20 protein-coding genes are annotated in these 22036 nt (G+C 68.9%); 14 read left to right on the top strand and 6 right to left on the bottom strand.

Annotated elements, in window-relative coordinates; all coding sequences use genetic code 11:
* Window positions 1-30: 30 nt before the first annotated feature.
* Complete coding sequence (locus KHP12_RS21395; protein ID WP_244202553.1) at window positions 31-432, bottom strand: helix-turn-helix transcriptional regulator; 402 nt, start codon at window positions 430-432, stop codon at window positions 31-33.
* A gap of 108 nt (window positions 433-540) precedes the next feature.
* Between KHP12_RS21395 and KHP12_RS52440 the strand changes: the two genes are divergently transcribed.
* A complete protein-coding gene (locus KHP12_RS52440) occupies window positions 541-984 on the top strand; it encodes an STAS domain-containing protein (protein ID WP_244202552.1) in 444 nt (147 codons plus the stop codon).
* Here the strand turns inward: KHP12_RS52440 and KHP12_RS21405 are convergent.
* Window positions 962-1711, bottom strand: coding sequence for a Clp protease N-terminal domain-containing protein (locus KHP12_RS21405; RefSeq protein WP_211833483.1), 750 nt, complete (start codon window positions 1709-1711; stop codon window positions 962-964). The genes KHP12_RS52440 and KHP12_RS21405 overlap by 23 nt on opposite strands.
* Before the next feature lie 54 nt (window positions 1712-1765).
* The gene (locus KHP12_RS21410; RefSeq protein ID WP_037953118.1) at window positions 1766-2038 is read right to left on the bottom strand and encodes a hypothetical protein; all 273 of its coding nucleotides are present in this window, start codon (window positions 2036-2038) and stop codon (window positions 1766-1768) included.
* Between the two features lie 169 nt (window positions 2039-2207).
* Here KHP12_RS21410 and KHP12_RS21415 point away from each other — a divergent pair, with 169 nt between their 5' ends.
* The 4 genes from KHP12_RS21415 (at window position 2208) to KHP12_RS21430 (ending at window position 7801) form a co-directional block, all read left to right on the top strand.
* Window positions 2208-3794, top strand: coding sequence for a N,N-dimethylformamidase beta subunit family domain-containing protein (locus tag KHP12_RS21415; RefSeq protein WP_308289483.1), 1587 nt, complete (start codon window positions 2208-2210; stop codon window positions 3792-3794).
* Window positions 3795-3877: 83 nt separating this feature from the next.
* Window positions 3878-6355, top strand: coding sequence for a glycosyltransferase (locus tag KHP12_RS21420; protein WP_086880107.1), 2478 nt, complete (start codon window positions 3878-3880; stop codon window positions 6353-6355).
* A gap of 118 nt (window positions 6356-6473) precedes the next feature.
* Entirely contained in the window at window positions 6474-6821 is a 348-nt protein-coding gene (locus KHP12_RS21425) for a hypothetical protein (RefSeq protein WP_244202550.1), read from the top strand.
* A complete protein-coding gene (locus KHP12_RS21430) occupies window positions 6818-7801 on the top strand; it encodes a glycosyltransferase family 2 protein (RefSeq protein ID WP_086880105.1) in 984 nt (327 codons plus the stop codon). Before KHP12_RS21425 ends, KHP12_RS21430 begins: the two co-directional genes overlap by 4 nt.
* Before the next feature lie 3 nt (window positions 7802-7804).
* Here the strand turns inward: KHP12_RS21430 and KHP12_RS21435 are convergent, their stop codons facing one another.
* Entirely contained in the window at window positions 7805-10696 is a 2892-nt protein-coding gene (locus tag KHP12_RS21435; RefSeq protein WP_211833485.1) for a glycoside hydrolase family 48 protein, read from the bottom strand.
* A gap of 317 nt (window positions 10697-11013) precedes the next feature.
* Here KHP12_RS21435 and KHP12_RS21440 point away from each other — a divergent pair, with 317 nt between their 5' ends.
* Window positions 11014-12180, top strand: coding sequence for a glycoside hydrolase family 5 protein (locus KHP12_RS21440; RefSeq protein ID WP_086880103.1), 1167 nt, complete (start codon window positions 11014-11016; stop codon window positions 12178-12180).
* Window positions 12177-13544, top strand: a complete 1368-nt coding sequence (locus KHP12_RS21445; RefSeq protein WP_086880102.1) for a glycoside hydrolase family 6 protein — start codon at window positions 12177-12179, stop codon at window positions 13542-13544. Before KHP12_RS21440 ends, KHP12_RS21445 begins: the two co-directional genes overlap by 4 nt.
* A 135-nt stretch (window positions 13545-13679) precedes the next feature.
* Here the strand turns inward: KHP12_RS21445 and KHP12_RS21450 are convergent, their stop codons facing one another.
* A complete protein-coding gene (locus KHP12_RS21450; RefSeq protein ID WP_211833487.1) occupies window positions 13680-14357 on the bottom strand; it encodes a GntR family transcriptional regulator in 678 nt (225 codons plus the stop codon).
* A gap of 111 nt (window positions 14358-14468) precedes the next feature.
* Here KHP12_RS21450 and KHP12_RS21455 point away from each other — a divergent pair, with 111 nt between their 5' ends.
* The 5 genes from KHP12_RS21455 (at window position 14469) to KHP12_RS21475 (ending at window position 20107) form a co-directional block, all read left to right on the top strand.
* The gene (locus KHP12_RS21455; protein WP_211833489.1) at window positions 14469-15329 is read left to right on the top strand and encodes a fumarylacetoacetate hydrolase family protein; all 861 of its coding nucleotides are present in this window, start codon (window positions 14469-14471) and stop codon (window positions 15327-15329) included.
* 62 nt (window positions 15330-15391) lie between these two features.
* A complete protein-coding gene (locus tag KHP12_RS21460; RefSeq protein ID WP_211833492.1) occupies window positions 15392-16345 on the top strand; it encodes a VOC family protein in 954 nt (317 codons plus the stop codon).
* Between the two features lie 10 nt (window positions 16346-16355).
* A complete protein-coding gene (mhpA, locus tag KHP12_RS21465; RefSeq protein WP_211833494.1) occupies window positions 16356-18053 on the top strand; it encodes a bifunctional 3-(3-hydroxy-phenyl)propionate/3-hydroxycinnamic acid hydroxylase MhpA in 1698 nt (565 codons plus the stop codon).
* Window positions 18050-19711: an amidohydrolase family protein gene (locus KHP12_RS21470; protein WP_211833496.1), complete on the top strand. Its 1662-nt coding sequence runs from the start codon at window positions 18050-18052 to the stop codon at window positions 19709-19711. The genes mhpA and KHP12_RS21470 overlap by 4 nt, the downstream gene beginning before the upstream one ends.
* Before the next feature lie 204 nt (window positions 19712-19915).
* Window positions 19916-20107 carry a hypothetical protein gene (locus tag KHP12_RS21475; RefSeq protein WP_211833499.1) on the top strand — a complete coding sequence of 64 codons (192 nt, stop codon included), beginning with the start codon at window positions 19916-19918 and terminating at the stop codon, window positions 20105-20107.
* Here the strand turns inward: KHP12_RS21475 and KHP12_RS21480 are convergent.
* Window positions 20069-20554, bottom strand: coding sequence for an ATP-binding protein (locus KHP12_RS21480; RefSeq protein ID WP_308289484.1), 486 nt, complete (start codon window positions 20552-20554; stop codon window positions 20069-20071). The genes KHP12_RS21475 and KHP12_RS21480 overlap by 39 nt on opposite strands.
* A gap of 372 nt (window positions 20555-20926) precedes the next feature.
* Here KHP12_RS21480 and KHP12_RS21485 point away from each other — a divergent pair, with 372 nt between their 5' ends.
* Both KHP12_RS21485 and KHP12_RS21490 read left to right on the top strand, forming a co-directional pair.
* Window positions 20927-21790, top strand: a complete 864-nt coding sequence (locus KHP12_RS21485; RefSeq protein WP_086880114.1) for a helix-turn-helix domain-containing protein — start codon at window positions 20927-20929, stop codon at window positions 21788-21790.
* A gap of 2 nt (window positions 21791-21792) precedes the next feature.
* Window positions 21793-22002: a DUF397 domain-containing protein gene (locus tag KHP12_RS21490; RefSeq protein WP_086880097.1), complete on the top strand. Its 210-nt coding sequence runs from the start codon at window positions 21793-21795 to the stop codon at window positions 22000-22002.
* Window positions 22003-22036: the final 34 nt, after the last annotated feature.

Consider the following 22036-nt stretch of genomic DNA (forward strand, 5'->3'; position numbering starts at 1 on the left):
TCCTCCTGGCTCTGATGTCAGGGATGCGCTTCAGCGTAGTCGAGGCGTGCGGGAGTCGGAGGCCGGTTGGGCGGGAGCCTCATCCGCTGCCGTCCCCCCGTCGCCGAGGGGGCCGTCGACGTGTTTGCGCCGGTCCTCGTCCTCGACGAGCAGGGAGAGGAGCGAGGCCACGGGGAGCCCGGCCTCGGCGGGGTGGCGCAGGACCTTCCCCGGCTCGATGCGGTACGTGTTCGTACGCCCCTCACGGGTGTGGGACAGATATCCGTCCTGCTCCAGGTCACCGATGATCTTTTGGACGGCACGCTCGGTCAGCCTGCAGTGCGCGGCGATGTCGCGGATCCGTACGTTCGGATCATCGGCGATCGCGGCCAGCACGCGGGCGTGGTTGGTCAAGAACGTCCATCCAATGTGCGATTCAGGTACTCCTCCCATGGCCTCATGATATTGCCGAGACAATAGCGCATCTGGAAACATGAATCCGACTTCGTGTATAGCAAGTCGTGTGACGCCGTCGAGGCGACCTTGAGGGGAGACAGACAGGTGCACGCACGAGACATCTCCGTGCCCGAGCCTGGACATCGCTCGCCGTACAGGCCCGCGATCGACATGGCAGCACCGGGGATACCGGACGGCTCGACGCCGTGGAGCCCCTCGTCCGTCCTCCTCACCGACAGCTACCCGGAAGGCCCCCGGAAGGTTGTCGTGGTCAACGGAGAGGTGGACTACGAGACCGCCCCCGTCATGTCCGCCGTCCTGCGCAACGCCCTCCGCGATTCCGCCGAGGGCGTTGACGTGGACCTGAGCGCGGTGCGGTTCTGGGACTGCGCGGCGCTCAACGCGCTGCTGAGGCTCCGCCGGGAGGCGCTCGCCCACGGCAAGACGGTCATCGTCCGCTCCCCGAGCCGCACGGCCAGGCGGGTCCTCGACCTGACCGGCACCGCACGGCTGTTCCGGCCCTCGGCTATCCCTTCCCCTCGTCCTTGACGGCCTCGGCGACGCGGGTCAGCGCCTGGGCGATGAACTCCGAGGAGGCGGCCTTGTCGATGCCGAGGCCGGTCAACAGGCCCGCGCCGTCCTCGTGCTCGAGGAGGGCGAGGAGGATGTGCTCGGTGCCGACGTAGTTGTGGCCCAGCCGCAGGGCCTCGCGGAAGGTGAGTTCGAGGACCTTGCGCGCGTCCGCGTCGAAGGGGACCAGTGCGGGCATGGAGTCGGATGCGACCGGGAGGGCGGCGGTGGCGGCCTGGCGGACCGCGTCCAGGAGGACACCCTGGGCGACGATCGCCTTGGCGGCCAGACCCTCGGGCTCGGCCAGGAGGCCGAGGACGAGGTGCTCCGGGCGGATCTCGGCGTTGGCGGCGGCGCGGGCCTCGTTCTGGGAGGCGACCACGACGCTCCGGGCGCGCGGCGTGTAGCGGCCGAAGCCCTGGCTCGGGTCGAGGTCCGACGGCTCGCCGGACGCCTTGGGGACGAAGCGCTTCTGGGCCGCCTGCCGCGTCACCCCCATGCTCTTGCCGATGTCGGTCCAGGAGGCGCCGGAGCGGCGGGCCTGGTCCACGAAGTGGCCGATGAGGTGGTCGGCCACGTCGCCGAGGTGCTCGGCGGCGATCACCGCGTCGGTGAGCTGGTCGAGGGCGTCGGGGTGGACCTTCTTGATGGCCTCGATCAGGTCGTCGAGGCGCACGGGATGGGTGAGTCCGACTGGTTTCGTCATGTGTCAACCATAGGTTGACGCCCCCTGGGTGTCAACGCCAGGTTGACAGTAGATCTAGCCCCGGTGTTCGCGGTGCGGCCGGTTCGGGGGCCAGAACGACGTCCAGGTGAACTTGTCGCCGCCCACCCACCGGACCACATCCGGATCGTCCAGATCGACGTCGTCCAGGCCGACCTCCCGCGCGATCTCGATGACGTCCAGCACCGAGTGCGCCTTGCCCGCGAGCTCACCGGCGATCTCGACCAGACGGAACGGGGGATCGTTCTGCTGGACGCCGTGCACCACGATCGGAGGCCGGTGGATGCGCGGCGCCTGGGATTCGGTCATATGTCCCAGGCTGCGCCCCGCGCCCTCCCGCCGCACCTCGGAGGCGCCGCAGCTCGGAAACGCCGGACCTCGGAAACGCCGCACCTCGGAGGCGCCGGACCGCGCGGCCGGATACCCCTTCGGGCCTTCCCGGCTCGCCCGCCCCCGCCCCGCGCCCCACGATGGTCCGGTGGACGGAGATCACGGCCGCATATCCGGTGGGCTGGGCCGCCGCCGCTTCCTCGGGGCCGCCGCCGCGGCCGGTGCCGCGGCGGCGGTCGCGACGGGCTGCGACTCCTCAACCGAGCGGAACGGCCACCGCGCCCGCCCGTCCCGTCGCGCCGACGCCGCGCGCCGGGCGGAGGAGGCGGAGCGGGCCCGGCCGGGCAGTGCCGACTGGCGCATCCGCTCGGTGGGGCCGCCCGACGCCATCGAGGGCTATACCGACCGGGTGAGTGTGCTGCCCGACGAGGAGGTCGGCCTCCATGTGTCGACCACCGCCCCCGCCTTCCGCGTATCGGCCTACCGGATCGGCTGGTACGGCGGGGCGCAGGCGCGGCTGGTGTGGCGGTCGGACCGAGTGGCCGGCAGGAAGCAGGGCGCGCCCCTCTTCCTCGGCGCCACCCGCACGGTGCGGGCCGACTGGGACCGTTCACTCCGCATACGCACCCGGAACTGGCCGGAGGGCGCGTATCTGCTGCGACTGGACGCCTCGAACGGCCATCAGCGCTATGTGCCACTGATCGTGCGCTCACGGCAGGCGCGGGGCCGGACGCTGCTGATGCACGCACCGGCCACCTGGCAGGCGTACAACACCTGGGGCGGCTACAGCCTCTACCAGGGCCGGGACGGCGCATACGGGAGCCGCTCGCTGGCGGTCAGCTTCGACCGGCCGTACGCGAGCAGCGGGGCGGAGAAGTTCCTGGTCTACGAGCGGGCCGTGGTGGTCCTCGCCGAACGGCTGGGCCTTCCGCTCGCGTACACCACGGGCGTGGACGTCCATCTGCGACCGGCCGTGCTCGAGGGCGCCTCGGCCGCCCTGTCGCTCGGTCACGACGAGTACTGGACCCCGCAGCAGCGGCGGTACGTGACCCGGTCCCGGGACGACGGCACCAATCTGGCCTTCCTCGGCGCCAACACCTGCTTCCGCCGGATCCGGCTGGAGCCCGGCCCCGGCGGCGCCCCCGCGCGCACCGTGGTCTGCTACAAGACCGCCTACCGGGACGACCCGTACCTGGTGAACCACCGCGACCTGGCGACCACCGACTTCCGTCAGCCCCCCGCACCCGATCCCGAGTCCTCGCTGACCGGCGTCCTCTACGAGGGCTACCCGACCGACGCCCCGTACGTCGTCCTGGACAGCGGCCACTGGCTGTTCGCCGGGACCGGGGTGGACGACGGGGACTCCTTCGACCATCTGGTGGGTGTGGAGTACGACCGGGTCACCCCGGGCGATCCCACCCCGGCGCCGCTGCGGATCATCGCCCACTCCCCCCTGGTCTGCCGGGGGCGGCACAGCCACTCGGACTCCGCGTACTACACCGTGGCGAGCGGAGCGGGGGTCTTCGCCTCGGGGACGATGCGCTGGGTGGAGGCCCTGATGGCGGGGACCCAGGAGAACGGGCGCGATCACGGGATGGACGCACGCACCAGGGCCTTCGTCACCCGTGTCACGGAGAATCTGCTGCGCGCCTTCGCGGCGGGGCCCGCCGGCAGGGACAAGCCACGGCCGGAGGACAACGTGCGCAGCGTGTACCGCGCGTCGGCCCCGGCCTGACCAACCACCCCGAACGGGTGCTGTTCTCGGTGCTGTTGTCCTCCCTGGACCGATCGACACCATCCTTCGGACATACTGTGCGGATGTCTACGCAAAGGGGAATTCCGCGCGTCATCCACCAGACATGGAAGGACGCGGACGTACCCGCCGTGTGGCGGCGCTGGGCCGAGTCCTGGCGCCGCCACCATCCGGGGTGGGAATACCGGCTGTGGACGGACACCGACAACCGCGCCTTCCTCGCCGCGCATTACCCCTGGTTCCTGCCGGTCTACGACGGCTATCCCGAGCCGATCATGCGGGCCGACGCGGTCCGGTACTTCCTGCTCGACCACTTCGGCGGCGTCTACGCCGACCTCGACTTCGAGGCCCTGCGCCCGCTGGACGGTCTGCTCGAAGGCCGCGAGCTGGTCCTCGGCCTCGAACCCGAGGAGCACACCCGGCTGCTGTGCGCGCGGCGCGCCGGGTTGCCGCGGGTGGTCGGCAACGCGTTTCTCGCCTCCCGGCCGGGCCATCCCTTCTGGGCGCACGTCCACCGCGAACTGGTCGGCGCCCACACCGCGCCCAGCGCGCTGGACGCGACCGGGCCGTTCTTCCTCACGCGCGCGCTCGACGGCGCCCCGTGCGACGGCACGATCACGGTGCTCGGACCGGAAGTCCTGTACCCCAAGCCGAGCCCGTACGCCACGGAGGTGTTGGGGCCGAGGACGGTGGACTTGGAGCGGGCGCACGCCGTGCACCACTGGTCGGGCAGTTGGGCGCACGACGCGGCCTTCACGCCCCGCGTCTCGGAAGGGCGCACGGTCCCCTTCTGGACCAGCCAGGACCTGCGGCCGTGCGCGCGGGGCACGCTGGATCTCGACGCCCAGCGCGCCCGGTGGGCCGAGGGTGCGCCCGCGCCGCTGGTGTCCTGCCTGATGGTCACCGGAGACCGGCCACGCCTCGCCGAACGGGCGATCCGCTGCTTTCTCACCCAGACCTACCCCCGCGCCGAGCTGGTCGTCGTGGACGACGGCACGGACGACAGCCTGGAACAGCACGTTCACACCCTCGCCGATCCACGGGTACGGCTCCACCGGCTGCCGCCGGAGGGACGGCCGCTGGGCGATCTGCGGAACGCCGCGGTCGACCTGGCCACCGGGCCGTACGTGTGCCAGTGGGACGACGACGACCTCTACGACCCGGAGCGGCTGGACGTCCAGATGGCCGCGCTCCTGGGGCTCGGGGCCACGGCATGCTTCCTGGCCCGGGAGCGGCTGTGGTGGCCCGCGCGCCGGATGCTCGCCGTCTCGGGGACACGGGTATGGGAAGGGTCGATGGTGTGCGCGAAGGAGGCGCTGCCGCGCTATCCGGCGCTGAGACGCGGCGAGGACACCCCGGTCGCGGAGCAGGTGGTGCGCACGGGACGGGTGGCGTCCGTGGACGCGCCCGAGCTGTACACGTACGTCCACCACGGCGAGAACACCTTCGACGCACCGCACTTCGCGGGCCTCTTCGACGCGGCGACCCAGCTCTGGACGGGCGGTGACTACGCGCCGGCGGTGCGCGCGCTGGCGGCCCGGCTGCCGGTGGCCCCGGCGGACCTGGTGCACGCGGAGCACGAGGAGCCCGAACGGCAGACCGCGCCGGAGGCGGAAGCAGAGGAGAGAGCAGGGGCTCCGGTGCGGTGTGAGGGGGCGGCGGTCCCCCGGGCCCGGTCCCTGCCGTCCGTCCCGGCCGAGCGCCCCACGGTCCTGATCCTCACCCCGGTCAGGGACGCCGCCGACTTCCTCCCCCGCCACCTGGAAAACCTGCGCGCCCTGGACCACCCCCGGGAGGCGCTGTCGCTCGGGCTGCTGGAGGGCGACAGCCGGGACGCCACATGGGAGCTGCTGGAGGACGCACTGCCCGCGCTCACCGCCGAGTTCGCCCGCGTCACCCTCGTACGGCGGCACTACGGGCTGCGGCTGGCCGGGCCGCGCTGGGAGCCCTCCGTCCAGCGCACACGACGCTCGGTGCTGGCCCGGGCCCGCAACCATCTGCTTGCCCGGGCGCTCGCGGACGAGAGCTGGGTCCTGTGGCTCGACGCCGATGTGACGGACTGTCCCCCCGATCTCGTCCGGCGGCTGCTCGACGCGGACGAGGACATCGTCGTCCCCCACTGCGTGTCCGAGCCGGGCGGGCCCACTTTCGACCTCAACACCTGGGCCCTGACGTCCGACGCCGGGACTCTGGACTGGGACCGCTGGCTGCGGGACGGAATCCTGCAGCCGCCCAAGGGGTTCGGGCGCGCCTACCTGGACGAGCTGCGGGACCGGGAGCGAGTGCGGGTGGACTCCGTCGGAGGCGCGGGGCTGCTGGTCCGCGCCGATCTGCACCGTGACGGCCTGGTGTTCCCGGCCGTTCCGTACCGGCGGCTCATCGAGACCGAGGGGCTGGCGGCACTCGCGCACGACATGGGGACGGAGTGCTGGGCGCTGCCCGCGCTTGAGCTGGTTCATCCGCGCCGTCCACACCGTCCGTACCATCCGCGTTCGGAGCCGGATCCGGCGGCGGAGTCGGAGTGCGCTGCTCCGGACAGGTGAAGCCGTACGCGCTTCCGAAGCCTCCTCCCTCCGGGCTCGTTGGGCAGGTGCCCGCGGGTGTCTCCGCGGAAGTTCCACGAGGAGGCTTTTGATGAACATCGCTAGAACTGCCGCCCTGGTGACGGCGACCGCCGGTGCGGTCGCCTTCGGCGGCGGTGTCGACGCCACCGCGCTCGCTCCCGGCGCACCGGGCGTTCCCGGCAGCGGCGTCCAGCAGCGCAACGACTGCGACAGCGCGGCCAACTCGCCGATCGCGGCGGTCGGCGCAGGCGTCGGCTGTCTCAACTTCGCGCGTATCTTCGGCGACCCGAAGAGCGTGGTGCAGAAGAACGAGTGTGATGTCTCCGGCGCCGGCAGCGCCGCCAATGTGGTCATCATGCCGATGACCGGCACTTCCTCAAAATGCGCCAACATCGCCGTCGATACCCGTTCAGCCGAGGATTCATCCCCCTTCGGAGTCCGATGACGCCGCCCGCTGCCGATCCGGGCCGCGGCCCCCGGGAGGCGGTTCTCCCGGGGGCCGCGGTCTCGGTGGTGATCCCCTGCCACGGCTACGGCCGCTATCTGCCGCAGGCCGTGGCCGGCGTGGTGGCCCAGACGTACGACGACTGGGAGCTGATGATCGTGGACGACGGCAGCCCGGACGACACCGCGGAGGTGGCCCGGTCGCTGATCGCCCGGCACCCCGGCCGGCGGATCCATCTGCTGAGGCAGGCCAACGCGGGGGTCTCGGCCGCCCGTAACGCGGGTATCGCGGCCACCGGTGGCCGCTATGTGCTGCCGCTGGACGCCGACGACGTGATCGCGCCGACGATGCTGGAGAAGACCGTCGCCGTGCTGGACCAGGAACCGGACATCGCGATCGTCTCCACCGATGTCTCGGCGTTCGCCGACGATGAGGACCTGCCCGCCCAGGTGCTGGAGCTGCCCGCGTACCGACCGGAACTGCTCCTCCAGCGACTGATCATGTTCTACTGCTCGCTCTACCGCCGCGAGGTGTGGGAGACGGTCGGCGGCTACGACGAGTCCATGCGCACCGGTGAGGACTGGGACTTCTGGATCGCCTGCGCCGAGCACGGCTTCACCGCCCATCACCTCCACGAACCGCTGTTCGGCGCGCGCAACAAGGACGACGGACTGCATGTGGAGGCGGCCGAGAACGACCTGGCGGTACGGGCGCGGATCGTGGCCAACCACCCGGGGATGTTCAAACCGGTCACCCGTGCCTGGGCGCACGCGGTACTCGAACCCCGGGGGCAGGCCGACGAGCGGGTGCCGGACGACATCCTCACCCGGGCCGCCGATATGGACCAGTTCCTGCGGTCGGTGCTCTCGCTCCAGCGCACCGCCCGCCTCCAGCACCGCTACATCCAGCGGCTGGAGGCGGCGCTGACCGGGCACCGTGGCGGGGCTCCCGGGGCCGGGAGCCCCGCCACGGTGCCGTAGCCGCTATTCGAAGAGGTCCGCGTACGACCCCATCGCCAGCGCGATGTCCGCCTGGGCCCAGAACCGGTGGTACGTGAAGCTGGGCACCGCGCCGCCCTTCAGATACGCCTCGACCTTCGACCAGGCCGGGTCGTTCTTGTAGAAGGAGCGGATCGACATGAAGATGGAGCCGGAGTCGATCTTGTCACCGTTCGGCATGGTCCCGGTCCAGCCGCTGGGCACGTAGACCGGGTCGTCGAAGCGGTTGTAGTCGGCGCGGGTCTCGGGGACCGCGATGCCGAGGGCGTCCTGGTAGTTGTCCCACATGCCGTCCAGCAGCGCCTTCGCGGTGTCCCTGGCCTTGGTGTCGCCGGACTTGGCGGCGTAGTAGGACAGGGTCTTGGCGTACGCGGCCGCCACACCGACGTCATTGGTGTAGTCGGCGACGGTGACGTGCAGGTTCGCGTTGGCGCCGGGGCTGGAGGCGTTCCAGGTGTCGGGCTGGCCGGACCACTGGAGGGTGGACGGGATCTGGTAGGTGCCATTGGCGTTGACCGTGGTCTTGGACAGCGCCCACTTCACCCACTTGTCCAGGACCGTCTTCGCGGAGGCGTCACCGGTGCGGTTGTAGTACTCCGCGACGCGCTCCATGGACCACGCCTGGAAGCCGAACCACTGGTTGGACGGCGGGTCGTGGTAGACCGGTTTCTCGTCGTAGTACATGCCGTAGAAGGTGGACGTGCCCGACGGCGGCGTGGCGTAGCGGCCCTGCCAGCTGTTGGTGGCGCCGCCCGCGATGGCACCCTCGCTGGACTGGAGCCAGCGGTAGAACTCCAGCTGGCGCTTGAGGCTGGTGGACCAGTCGCTCGCGCCTGTCGCTGACTTGGGCTTGAGGTCGGCGTACGAGCTCAGGGCCCAGGCCGCCATGGGGTTCTGGTAGCCGCCGTGGGCGTGGCTGGAGCCGATGCGCCAGGACCAGCCCGCGGAGGTGTCGGTGGCGCCGCCCCAGGCGTAGTACCAGGACAGCAGGTAGTGGGAGCTGTTCTTGCCGCTCCCGGCCGGGCAGCCGGTCTCCCCGACACAGTTACCGATCTTCTTGAAGTACTTGTCGTACATCGCGTAGCGCAGATAGTCGCCCATCTTGGCGGCCTTGGCGATGTTGCCGGAGATCTGGCCGCCCTTGCCCTGTGCCTTGGCCCACTCCGAGGCCCAGTAGGCGGCCTGGACGACCCGGGCGTCGGCGTCGGGGGCGTTGGTGAACTTCCACTGCTTGGCGTACGCGGCGTCGCCGGTGAACAGGTCCAGATAGCCGTTCTTGCCGCCGTACTTGAAGCTGTCGCAGGTGGGCTGGGTCACGGTCTCCCAGACCGACTCCTGCGGGCCCCGCTGGAAGGTGTTGACATAGCTGGGGCCGGTGTCGCTCGGGCCCGCCTCGCACTTGCCGGGCGCGTTGCCGTAGCCGTAGACGTTGTCGACGTCCTGGATCCAGTGCATGCCGTAGATGTCATCGGTGCCGTACGCGCTCTTCAGCTCGGCGGCGATGGGGTCGTTGCCGACCGGGACATTGCCGTTGAGCTGCGAGGGGTACTGGGAGGGCTGGTCCCATTCGGGGGCGTAGGTGGCCGGCTTGGAGGCGTTGTAGAAGCTGTTGGTGGGCTGGTCGGCGTGGGTGGGGATCATGTACTTCTCCATGAGGTCCCACGCGTTGTTGAACTTGGCCCAGTCGCCGGTGACCTTGCCGTACATCGCCTGGAGCCAGATCAGATAGCTGTACGCCTCGGAGGTCGTCTCATGGCCGTGGTCGGGGGCCTCGACGATCAGGGTCTCCACCGAGTGGTACGGAACGCCCTCGGGCGAGAAGTAGCCCGCCGAGGGTGCGGTGATCTTGTTGTAGAGGTCCAGGAAGCGGGCGTCGTAGACCTTCGCGGCGGCCAGCTGGGTGACGGTGACCTCGGCCTTGGTGTGGCCGGCGGCGGTCGCGGTGAAGGTCGCGGCGCCGGTGCCGGAGTTCGCGGCGGCGACGGTCACCTGCTGCGCGGTGTCCCAGTTGGCGGGGGTGAAGGTGAGGGTGGCGCCCGAGGTGATCGTCAGGCCGGTGTTGCCCGAGGTGCGGGCGACGGAGACGGTGACGTCTCCGGACGGCTTGGTGGACAGCTTGACGCCGAAGGTCCCGGTCCTGCCCTGCTGCACCCCGAGCTGCCCGGGACTGGCCACCAGCGCGGGCCCGGCCGCCACATGGATGCCGACGGGGGTGGACTCGGCGGCGGCGCCCTGGCTGTCGTACGCCTTGGCGTAGAGCGAGTAGTCGCCGGCCGGGACGTCCGTGTAGTCGAAGGCGTACGGGGAGGTGGTGTCGGTGCCGAGAAGCTTGGTGTCGCTGTAGAACTCCACCTTGCTGATCGTCGCCCCGTCGGCCGCCGCGGCCGTGGCCGTCATCGGGACGGTGCCGCCGGAGCTGAAGACGGCGCCGGGTGACGGGCTGCTCAGCACCGCGATGGGCGGCTGATGGGCGCCCCGGCAGGCCACGCCGTTGACGGCGAAGGAGGTGGGGGCGGCGTTGGTGCCGCTGTAGGTGAACTGGGCGCCGGTGGTGACATTGCCCCCGGCCGCGATCTTCGCGTTGTGCCCGGCGTTGGTGACGGTGACGGTCTTGCCGGACTGCGACCAGCTGCCGTTCCAGCCGTTGCCGAGCTTCTGGTTGCCCGCGTAGTCGTACGTGAGGGTCCAGCCGTCGATCGCGTCGGTGCCGGGGTTGGTGATGGTGAGATCGGCGGTGAAGCCGGAGCCCCAGTCATTGGTCTTGTAGTCGACCCCGCACTGGACCGCCGCGGCGTGCGCGGGGGCGGCGCCGCCCGCCGCGGTCATGGCCACGGGGAGCGAGAGGGCGGCGGCGAGGGTGGTCACCAGCCGTCTCATTCGTCGTCGTGCCCCTGATCGTCGTGGGCTGGATAAGGGCGAGCCACGCTGTACGCGCATCTGGGGGGACCTCCTCGCGGTTCGTGCGGGTGGTGGGGGATGTGCGAACCAGTGGGAGCGCTCCCAAGGTTCGTGTCAGCCCGAAGGAGTGTCAAGTCTTTGAACAACAGCGGGTCGCCGGGCACCCTCGACCGATAATTCGTGAACGGGGTCTGTTGACATGCGCCCGTCGAGCGCTACCTTCACTTCAACCAGTGGGAGCGGTTCCAGCAGTCTGCGCCACATCGAACGGCGCTTGGACCTCGAGGAGTCGCTCCATGCGAGCACCCCCGCGCCTTTACGCCTTGGTGGCCGCCGCGGTGTTATCCGTGGCGGGCACCGCCTTGGTGCCTGCCACCGCCTCGGCGGCGAGCGGCCCGGCCACGACCGCTTCGGCCGCGAGCGCCCCAGCAGTGACCGTGCCCAACGCGGCACCACCGAAGCTCCGCGCCTCCGGCAACAAGCTCGTCGACGAGAACGGAGCCACCCGGCGGCTGCTGGGCGTCAACCGCTCCGGCGGTGAGTTCATGTGCGTCCAGGGGCGTGGCATCTTCGACGGCCCCGTGGACGACGCGGCCGTCAAGGCCATCGCCGACTGGAAGGTCAACGCGGTCCGGATCCCGCTCAACGAGGAGTGCTGGCTGGGGCTTTCCCACATCAACACGGCCTACGGAGGGGCCAACTACATCGCGGCCGTCAAGGCACTCGTCGCCCGGCTGGAGGCCCGTGGCATCACGCCCGTCGTCGAACTTCACTGGAGCCACGGCAGATACACCGGCGGGGACAGCCACTGCGCCGACACCGAGTACGCCACCTGCCAGAAGCCGATGCCGGACGCGCAGTACACCCCGGCCTTCTGGACCTCGGTCGCCCAGGCCTTCAAGGGCGACCAGGCCGTGGTCTTCGACCTCTTCAACGAGCCGTTCCCGGACCGCGCCACCTCCGACCTCACGGCGGCGTGGACGTGCTGGCGCGACGGCGGGAGCTGCCCCGGGATCGACTTCCAGGTCGCCGGGATGCAGACCCTGCTGAACGCCGTACGGGCCACCGGCGCCAGGAACCTGGTGCTGATTCCGGGGGTCGCCTATTCCAACGATCTACGCCAGTGGCTGACGTACAAGCCGAACGACCCGGCGGGCAATCTCGCCGCCGCCTGGCACACGTACAACTTCAACACCTGTTCCAGCGAGAGCTGTTTCAACGAACAGCTGGCCCCGGTCATCGCCCGGGTCCCGTTCGTGGCGGGCGAGATCGGCGAGAACACCTGCTCCCACGGCTATGTCGACCGGGTCATGGCCTGGCTGGACGCCAAGGGCGCCTCGTATCTGGGATGGACCTGGAACACCTGGGACTGTTCCTCGGGGCCATCCCTGATCAGCGACTACAACGGCACGCCGACCAACTACGGCGTGGGACTCCGCGATCACCTGAAGGGAATGCAATGAGCCGCAGAATCCGAATGGCGGGCACTCTGCTCGCCGCCTCCGCGCTCACCATGGGGGCGCTGACCGGCGTGGCGTCCGCCCAGGTGGACAGCGGCAGGGCGGCCGCCGCGAAGGTCGACAACCCGTACTCGGGCGCCAAGGTGTATGTGAACCCCGACTGGTCGGCGAAGGCCGCCGCCGAACCCGGCGGCAGCAAGATCTCCAGCCAGCCGACCGGCATCTGGCTGGACCGGATCGCCGCGATCAACGGCACGGGCGGCGCGATGGGGCTGCGCGCCCACCTCGACCGGGCGCTCCAGCAGTCGGGCGGCAGCCCGACCGTCGTCCAGTTGGTGGTCTACGACCTGCCCGGCCGTGACTGCTCCGCGCTGGCGTCCAACGGCGAGCTCGGCCCGACCGAGATCGACAAGTACAAGACGCAGTTCATCGACCCGATCGCGGCGATCCTCTCCGAGTCCAAGTACGCCAACTCGAGTCTGCGGATCGTCAACACGATCGAGGTCGACTCGCTGCCCAACCTGGTCACCAACACCGGCGGCAAGCCCACCGCGACGCCCGAGTGCGACACGATGAAGGCGAACGGCAACTATGTGAAGGGCGTCGGCTACGCCCTGAACAAGCTGGGCTCGATCGGCAACGTCTACAACTACATCGACGCCGGGCACCACGGCTGGATCGGCTGGGACGACAACTTCAACCCCACCGCACAGGTGATCAAGCAGGCGGCGACGGCCGAGGGCAGCACGGTCGACAAGGTGGCCGGCATCATCACCAACACGGCCAACTTCAGCGCGCTGAAGGAGAACAACTTCACCGTCAACGACTCGGTCAACGGCACCACCGTGCGCCAGTCGAAGTGGGTGGACTGGAACCGGTACGTGGACGAGCTCTCCTACGCCCAGGCGTTCCGCCAGGAGCTGGTCAGCGTCGGCTTCCCGAGCAACATCGGCGCGCTGATCGACACCTCCCGCAACGGCTGGGGCGGCTCGGCCCGGCCCAGCGGCCCCGGCGCGAAGACGGACGTGGACACCTACGTCAACGGCGGGCGCTACGACCGCCGGATCCACGTCGGCAACTGGTGCAACCAGTCCGGCGCCGGGCTCGGGGAGCGGCCCAAGGCGGCACCCGCGGCCGGGATCGACGCGTACGTGTGGATGAAGCCCCCGGGCGAGTCGGACGGCTCGAGCTCCTCGATCCCGAACGACGAGGGCAAGGGCTTCGACCGGATGTGCGACCCGACGTACACCGGCAACCCGCGCAACAACAACAACATGTCGGGTGCGCTGCCGAACGCTCCGCTGTCGGGCCACTGGTTCTCGGCCCAGTTCCAGGAGTTGCTGAAGAACGCCTATCCGGCGCTGTAACCGCACGACCCGTCCCCTGAGATGCGGGGCCGGTGGACGCGCACGCGCGCTCCGCCGGCCCCGTCGGCGTATCAAGCCGCGCGTCTGGAGGAGCGCCATTTCAGCAGGGGCGCTGGGTGCGGGGCAGCACCGCGGTCACTGTGCTGCGCCGTGCTCCGCGCTTGCTCGCAATGCCTGCGATGTCCGGTCGATGTGCTGGGCGAGCAGATCGGAAGCAAGGTCGGCGTCTCGCGCGACCGCCGCGTTCAGCAGCGCCTGGTGCTCACCGGCGACGTCACGGTCGTAGTCGTGGCCGATGGGCACGGACCAGCGCCGGTAGATGGTGGCGGCGTCCCGCAAGGACAGGGCGACCCCGAGCAAACGGGTATTGGCACAGCCTTCCAGCAGGCTCTGATGGAAACGCTCGTGGACGCCGAACCAGGCCGTGTTGGCCTTGCTGCCGCCGTCAGCCAGCGGCCGAGTCGCCGCCAGGTGGTGATGGGCGGCCACCGCACCGGCTTCCCACGCCAGGTCGCCACGCTGAATCGACAGACGCAGTGCCGCGCACTCGATCTCGATGCGCGCCTCGGTGAGTTCCTCCAGGTCTGTGAGCGAGAGCGTCACGACGTGGAAGCCCTGCTGCGGCACGGCGACGACCAGCCCCTGTGCCGCCAGCCGCGTCAGTGCTTCGCGGATCACGGACTGACTGGCGGAGAAACGCGTCGCCATCTCCACCAACCGCAAGCGTCGGCCGGGCTCCAGAGTGCCGTCGAAGATCTCCTCACGCACCCGCGCGTAGACCGCTCCCGTTCGCGTTTCCCGCTCGTTCGTCACCTGACGAGTCTATCAAAATCGCGAACCACGAGGAGTATCGATAATACGCCGTGTTCTCGTTAAGGTGAGTGAACGCTGCTGGCAGGAGCAAGTCGAGCAGGAGGAATCGCCATGCGCATTGCCACTCTTCATGGACGGGTCGTCCTTCGCCGCGGTGAAGGCCATGTGGACGTCGCGACGGCGAGCGAGGGGCGCTTCGGCCCCGATCCGCAGGCGGTCTACGGGGACTGGGAGGCGTTCGCCTCCTGGGCTCGGGCCCACCTGTCCGGGGGCGCGCACATGGCCGCCCCGGCCCCGACGAACACCGAGGTCCGCTGGGGACCGCCGGTCCCACGGCCGGCTCAGATCTTCGCCATCGGCCTCAACTACCGTGACCACGTGGCCGAATCAGGGCTGTCCATTCCGGACGAGCTAGCTGTCTTCACCAAGTTCGCATCGTCCCTGACCGGCCATCGAGCGCGGGTCGCCCTGCCCGAGGGCAGCGTCGACTGGGAAGCGGAACTGGTCGTCGTCATCGGCCGGCGCGCACATCACGTCTCCCGGGCCACCGCCTGGTCCCACGTCGCCGGCCTCACCATCGGCCAGGATCTTTCCGAGCGACGGCTCCAACTGACCGGACCCGCACCACAGTTCTCGCTGGGCAAGTCCTATCCCGGCTTCGCGCCGATCGGCCCCGAGCTGGTCACCGTCGACGAGTTCGACGACCCCGACGACCTGGAGCTGGGCTGCCGGCTCGAAAGCGGCGAAGTACTACAGAAGAGCCGCACCAGCCAGATGATCTTCGACGTGCCGGAACTGATCGTCCGGCTCTCGGCCGTCTGCCCGCTGCTGCCCGGCGACCTTGTCTTCACCGGCACCCCGGCGGGGGTCGGCGGCGCCCGCAACCCCCAGGAGTTCCTCACCCCCGGCGACGAACTCCTGACGTGGATCGAGAGGATCGGCACCCTGCGGACCTCGCTGCACGCGTCCTGACCGTCCGCCACTCCCTCCGACACAGCATCCGAAGCCATCCGTCCCGCATCTGGGAGCCCGTCATGCCACTGCACCGTCTGACCCGGATCACCATGGGCGTGCCGAACGTCGAGCAGACGGCCGACTACTACCGAGAGTTCGGGCTCAGCCCGTCGCACACGGACGAAGGCACGAACAGCACGATCCACACCCTGGCCACCATCGACAGCGGCGACCAACTCCGCATAGTCGAGACACCACGACGGTGCCTTCTCGAACTCGAAGTGGGCGCCGATGACCCCGACGACCTTGCCCGCATCGCAGCCCGCCTCGACCGTCTCGGGATCCCCGTCGAGCGCACTGCGGACACGGTCAGCGCCCGCGACTCCGGCACCGAGGTCATGGTTCGTGTTGGGATCTCCCCACGACACGCACAGACACCCACGCCCGCCCCGGTCTTCAACGCACCGGGGGTGACCCCGCGACTGCACGAGCGCGCCCCCGGGATCCTGCGTGAGCAGCCGGTGCGGCCCCGGAAACTGGGGCACGTCGTGCTCGGCTCCACCGACCAGGAGTTCTCACAGCGGTTCTTCCAGGAGGGCATCGGGTTCAAGATCAGCGACACCGTGCCGGGGCTCGCCGCGTTCATGCGCTGTTCCACCGACCACCACAACGTTCTCGTGCAGCAGTCGCCCGTCGCGTTTCTGCACCACACCTCCTGGCAGGTCGACGACGTTGACGAGGTCGGCCGGGGCGCCACCGTGATGCTGGAGGCCGATCCCGACCGGCACACCTGGGGGCTGGGCCGGCATTTCATCGGCTCGAACTTCTTCTGGTACCTGAAGGACCCCGCAGGCAACTTCTCCGAGTACTACTCCGACCTCGACTGCATCGTCGACGACGCCCTGTGGAAGCCCGGCGTGTGGGAGGGCGCGAAGGCACTGTGGGCCTGGGGGCCGCCCCCGCCGCCCTCGTTCCTCGCGCCGGAGGACCTGGCCGGGCTGATGACCGGCGCCCACTCCACGTCGCGAGACTAGGCGGGCATCCATGAAGTCCACATCCCCCCAACCGGCTCTCACGCACGCCGACGTCGTCATCGTCGGCGCCGGCCCGGTCGGGATGACCTGCGCACTGCTCCTGGCGAAGCAGGATCACACCGTCATCGTGCTGGAGCGCTGGCCTGCCCCGTACGCCCGTCCCCGCGCTGTCCACTTCGACGATGAAGTCGCCCGCCTGCTCGCGAACGCCGGCATCGGCGAGAAGACCGCCGCCCTGACCGAGCCGGCCGACACCTACGAGTGGCGGAACGCCCGGGGAGAGACACTGCTTTCCTTCGACTGGACCGGACCGGGGCCGTCCGGCTGGCCGAAGGCGTTGATGATGTACCAGCCCGACCTCGAACAGACCCTTGCCGATGCCGCTTCCACGTCGGCACACATCACCGTCCTGCGTGGCCACGAAGCCGTGAGCCTGACAGAGCACCCCGACCACGTCGAGGTGACCAGCCAGGCACAGGACGGTACCCGGCACACCGTCAGTGGTTCCTACGTCGTCGGCTGCGATGGCGCCAACAGCTTCGTCCGCGGCTACCTTCCCCACGGGACGACGGACCTCGGCTTCTTCTACGACTGGCTCATCGTCGACGTGCGGCCCCACGAGCACCGCGCATGGAACCCCGTCAACCTTCAGCTCTGCGATCCACGGCGGCCGACCACCGTCGTCTCCGGCGGGCCCGGTCGACGCCGCTGGGAATTCATGCGCATGCCCGGCGAGACCATCGACGAACTCAATACGGAGGAAACCACCTGGCGCCTGCTCGCGGATTGGGACCTCAACCCGGGAAACTGCGATCTCGAACGACACGCCGTCTACACGTTCCAGGCCCGGTGGGCAGACACCTGGCGAGCGGGCCGACTGCTCCTCGCCGGTGACGCCGCCCACCTCATGCCACCCTTCGCCGGACAAGGTATGGGCTCCGGCATCCGCGACGCGGCCAACCTCGGCTGGAAACTCTCCCTCGTCCTCGATGGCCACGCCGACGCGGCGCTCCTGGACACCTACGGCACCGAACGCGCCGCGCACATCCAGCATGCCATCGGCATGTCCGTCGAACTCGGCAAGGTCATCTGTGTCACCGACCCGGCGGCAGCCGCTCGACGCGATGCCCACATGATCAGCCAGGGCGCCGATCCGGCGAAGATTCTCCCTCCGCTGCCGCCTCCCAGGCTCACCAGCGGTGTCCTCCACGGCCCTGGGTCGGGCCGGCTGAGTACGCAGGCACGCGTCCGCCGACAAGCGACCACCGGACTGTTGGACGACGTCGTGGGCGGCCGGTTCGTGGTCGCGGCCACAGCCGACCCGCGCACGTTCCTCACAGAGCGTCAACTCGCTTTCCTGGATGCTGTCGGGACTTCCTTCGTCCGGTTCGTCGAACCCGGAACGAGTCCCCTCGGCGACATCGACACCGAAGACATCGACCATGTCTACCTGCCGCATTTCGCGGAAGCAGGCCACGGTGCCGCTGTGGTGCGACCCGATCATTACGTGTTCGGCACCGCAATACAGCTGGGCGGCCTGGGAGCGGTCATCGACGAACTGCAACGCCAACTGAGTGCCCGGAAGGCTGCCGGCGAACCGGCACGGCCCACCGGCGGGTCCAGCACCTGGGAAAGCTCCCATCAGGCAACTGTGAGACCGGGCGGGCAGAACTCCGCGAAACCGGCTGACGAGAGGCACGACTCATGAGTCACGACCCCCGCCCGACAGATGAGAACACGTCCGAGGAGGACATCGGCGACACCGGCACGGTGGAGTCCGAGACGGAGCGAGCCGAGGCGACGACGGCCTCGAAGGGCAGTACACGCCGCACTCTTCTCAAGAGGGTCGGGCTCGGCGCGGTCCTGATCGGCTCGGGCGCGTTCGGCCGGGAGGCGGTCGCGCGCGTGATGGCCCCCGACGTGCCGGCCAGGACGCTCGGGAGCGATGCCGCCGACATGCGCATCGACAACGTCACGATCGTGGATCCACTCAACGGCAGCCGGACCCGCGGCCGGTCGATCGTCCTGCGCAACGGACACATCGCGTCGGTCTTCTCCAGCGGCGATGCACCTGCGGAGACCTCAATGCGCGTCATCGAAGGCGCCGGACGGTACGCGGTTCCGGGCTACAACGAGATGCACACCCACGTCCTTCAGAAGACGGACACGCGGTTGGCGTACGCGACGATGCTCGCCCAGGGCGTGACGGGCATGCGGCAGATGCAGGGTTCGGAGGACATACTGACCTACCGCGCCGAGCAGCGCCTGGGCCTGACCGAACACGCACCGAGGCCACTGGGGATACCGGGCGGCCTCCTGCTGCCGTTCAACGCCGGTTCCACCGACGACGTCCGGGAGGAGATCGCCCGGCAGTGGGACCAGGGCGCGGACTTCATCAAGATGATCCTGACGGAGCGGGATGTGTTCTTCGCCGCGATCGAGGCCGCGCACAAGCGCGGTATGCGCATCGCCGGACACCTGCCGCCGGCCATCCGGATTGAGGAAGCCTCCGAACAGGGCTTCGACTCGATCGAGCACCTCGGGACGGGCTCGAACGTCTTCTTATCCCTCTCGACCACTCCGGACAAGCTCTGGGAACAGCAGGACACAAAGTTGCCAATACCGGGCTGGCTGGCCGGACTGCCAGGCGCCGGTGAGGTGTTCGACCGCTTCTTCAAAGACAAGCTGATCTCCTCCGTCGGCAGGGCCGAGCCGGACGATCCCAGCGTGGTGCTCCTCAAGAAGGCGCTGTCCACGTACTCGGAGGAGCGGGCGACCGAACTGGGCGACATGTTCGCCCGGAACAGGACATGGCAGTGCCCCACGCTGGCCAACCTGCGCTCGAAGTACCGACTCGACGACCCGGAGTTCCGGTCCGACCCGTGGCTGAAGAAAATGCCCGCCGATGAGCGCAGGAAAAAGCTGGCCGACATCGACACCTACGAGGCCCTGCACCCCGAAGTGCGGGACATCAACCATCAGTACTACGACCGGGTCATCCAGACGATCGGCATCTGGTCCAAGGCCGGTGCCCCCTTAATGGCAGGCACCGACACCTCAGGCCGCGCCGTGGCCAACACCATCCAGCACGAGTTCCGCGAACTCGCCAGAGCGGGGCTCACACCGCTCGAGGTCCTGCGTACGGCGACGACCGCTCCGGCCACCTACCTCGGACTCGCCCACCGCATGGGCCGGGTCGTGGAGGACATGGAAGCCGACTTCCTGCTCCTCGACGCGGATCCCCTCGACTCCGTCGACAACCTCGGCGCCATCTCGATGGTCGTGCGCGCGGGCCACGCCTTCACCTCCGAGGACCTCACGGCGACCGTCGACAAGCTGCTGCGCGCACAGGAGAAGAACGGCTGAGGAGCGCGGCCGATGCGCCACTTGGTGTAGACATGCCGATGTCGTTGCCGGTAAGCCGATTGCCCTCGGGGAACGGGAAATTCGTCGTGATCACGTTTTACATCGTCACCGCGGTCATAGCGGTAGTCACCGGCGCGGTGGTGTCCACTTGTTCGGCGTGACCTCAGCCCGAGGGCAGCGCTGCTGGCCACCGGGTGTCTTGCCGTGGCCGTGTGCGCCGGCTGGGTGCTGGCGCTCTTCCATGTGCTGATCGGTTGTGCGGTCGGGCTGGTGGCCTATCTGGTCATGCGCCGACGACTGACGGGCATCCAGGCGGTGGTGGTCGGTGGCATCGGTTACGTCGTCGGCACACTGCTGTCAGTCGTTGCTCTGATGATTGCCCTCAGCGGTATGTAGAGCGTCTTGGTGCGGTCCATGCTCCTCCCCTTGAGCGAGCAGGTCGACCCACACGACTTTGCCCCAGCGGCGGTAGTCCACGCCCCATTCGTGCGCGACGGCTTCCACGATGAGGAGCCCCCGACCCGTCTCCATGTTGCCGTCCGGCCGCTGTGGGGTCGGCATTGAGCGGGACTTATCGCTGACGGCGAGCCGCACCCGGTCGCCTTCCGCGCGGACGACGATGACGCGCATGACGTCACGCCCGCTGTGCCGCACCGCATTGGAGACGAGTTCCGAGATAATCAATATCCCAGGGTCGACGAGATGGCAGAGCCCCCAGGTACTCAAGGCCGCGTTGACAAGTTGACGGGCGCGAACTGCCGACTCCTCTTCGCAGGGGAGCGTCTGGCTATAGCCGGGGGCTCCAATGGCATGGGGAGCCGGGGGCTCGTTCGCGCTCAGCACGTCGCTCCCAACGATCACTCCCAGAGAAGTAACTCTCGAACGTTTTTCGGATTGGCGGCGACAGAAACGCGCATGCGCTTCAGCTCGGTAATGACAGCGGCCATGTAACTGCCTTCCATCACTGAGAAGTTGCTGGGCAGATGGGTTTTCGGGGCGCAGAGATCGGCTGGTTCCCGCCGCCGCCCCAACCCGGCCCTCGGTGACTCAACTACTGTTCTGCACTTGCGATCTAACTTGCAAGCTAACGTGCCGCTATCGTGAAAGTGGTACATGCCTCGGCGTCAACAGGGGCTGTTTCAAGGGGATCTGGTGATGGCAGACTCGGCACAGCAGCGTGCCGGGGCCTGGCAGAGGCACGTGGAGGGAACACAGATGGCAGCACGACGAGGTGCTACGTTCCGCCGCCGGGAACTCGGTAAAGAGCTTCGGCGCCTGCGCGAGAAGAACGGCCTCACCATCCTGGAGGCGGCCAAGGGGCTCGGGTGCTCGGAGGCCAAGCTCAGCCGGGTGGAGACCGGTAATAACAGCCTCCCCCGTGTCGCCGACATGGAGGCGCTGCTGGACCGCTACGGCATCACGGACATCGATGACCGAGAGACCCTGCTGACACTCCACCGCGACTCGCTCACCAGGGATTGGTGGACCCCTTACCGCAATGTGATGCCATCGGGCCTACACACATTCATCGGGCTGGAGATGGACGCCCGTGCGATGCGCGCCTGGAATGCGCAGGTCGTCTTCGGGCTGTTGCAGACCGAGAACTATGCGCGGGCGATGTTCATGACCGCGAAGCCCGTCGAGGAGACGACAACGGCGTTCGTGGAGGACAACACGCGCGTACGAATGGAACGCCAGCAAGTCATCACACGCCGGGACGACCCACTTGAACTTCGGGATGTCCTGGACGAGTCGGCGCTCCGCCGAATCATCGGTGGCCCGGAGATCATGCGGGAGCAGTACGAGGCCGTCGCCGAGTTGTGCAGTCTCGACAACGTGACCGTCCAAGTCCTGCCACAGTCTCTGGCCACGTACAGGGCAGAGGACAACTTCATCGTTCTTGATTTCGACGGCGGCCTCGACTCAGTCGTCGCGCTCGACAACAGCACCAACAGCTACACCGATAAGAAGGGTGAGGTCTGGAAACACAATCGCCGCTTCGATGCCATGCGCGAGGGCGCGCTACCTCCGACGGAAACGCCTCGCTTCCTCAAAGAACTAGCACGAGAGTTGGTCTAGCCATGAACGTCCGTAAAGAAGCTACCTGGTTCAAGTCGAGCTACAGCGGTCAAGAGCCGAGCGCCTGCATAGAGATCGCAAACCTGACCACCGCCGTCGGCGTCCGCGACTCAAAGGACGAGACCGGCCCCGCCCTCCTCATACCCCCCGCCGCATGGGCCGAGTTCGTGAGCGGCGTCCGGACGGGGCGGCTCGGCCGCCCCATCGAGTAGCCGCAGGCCGCGCGAGCGCACCCGCACACGACGG

The organism is Streptomyces asiaticus (assembly GCF_018138715.1).
Lineage (GTDB): Bacteria > Actinomycetota > Actinomycetes > Streptomycetales > Streptomycetaceae > Streptomyces > Streptomyces asiaticus.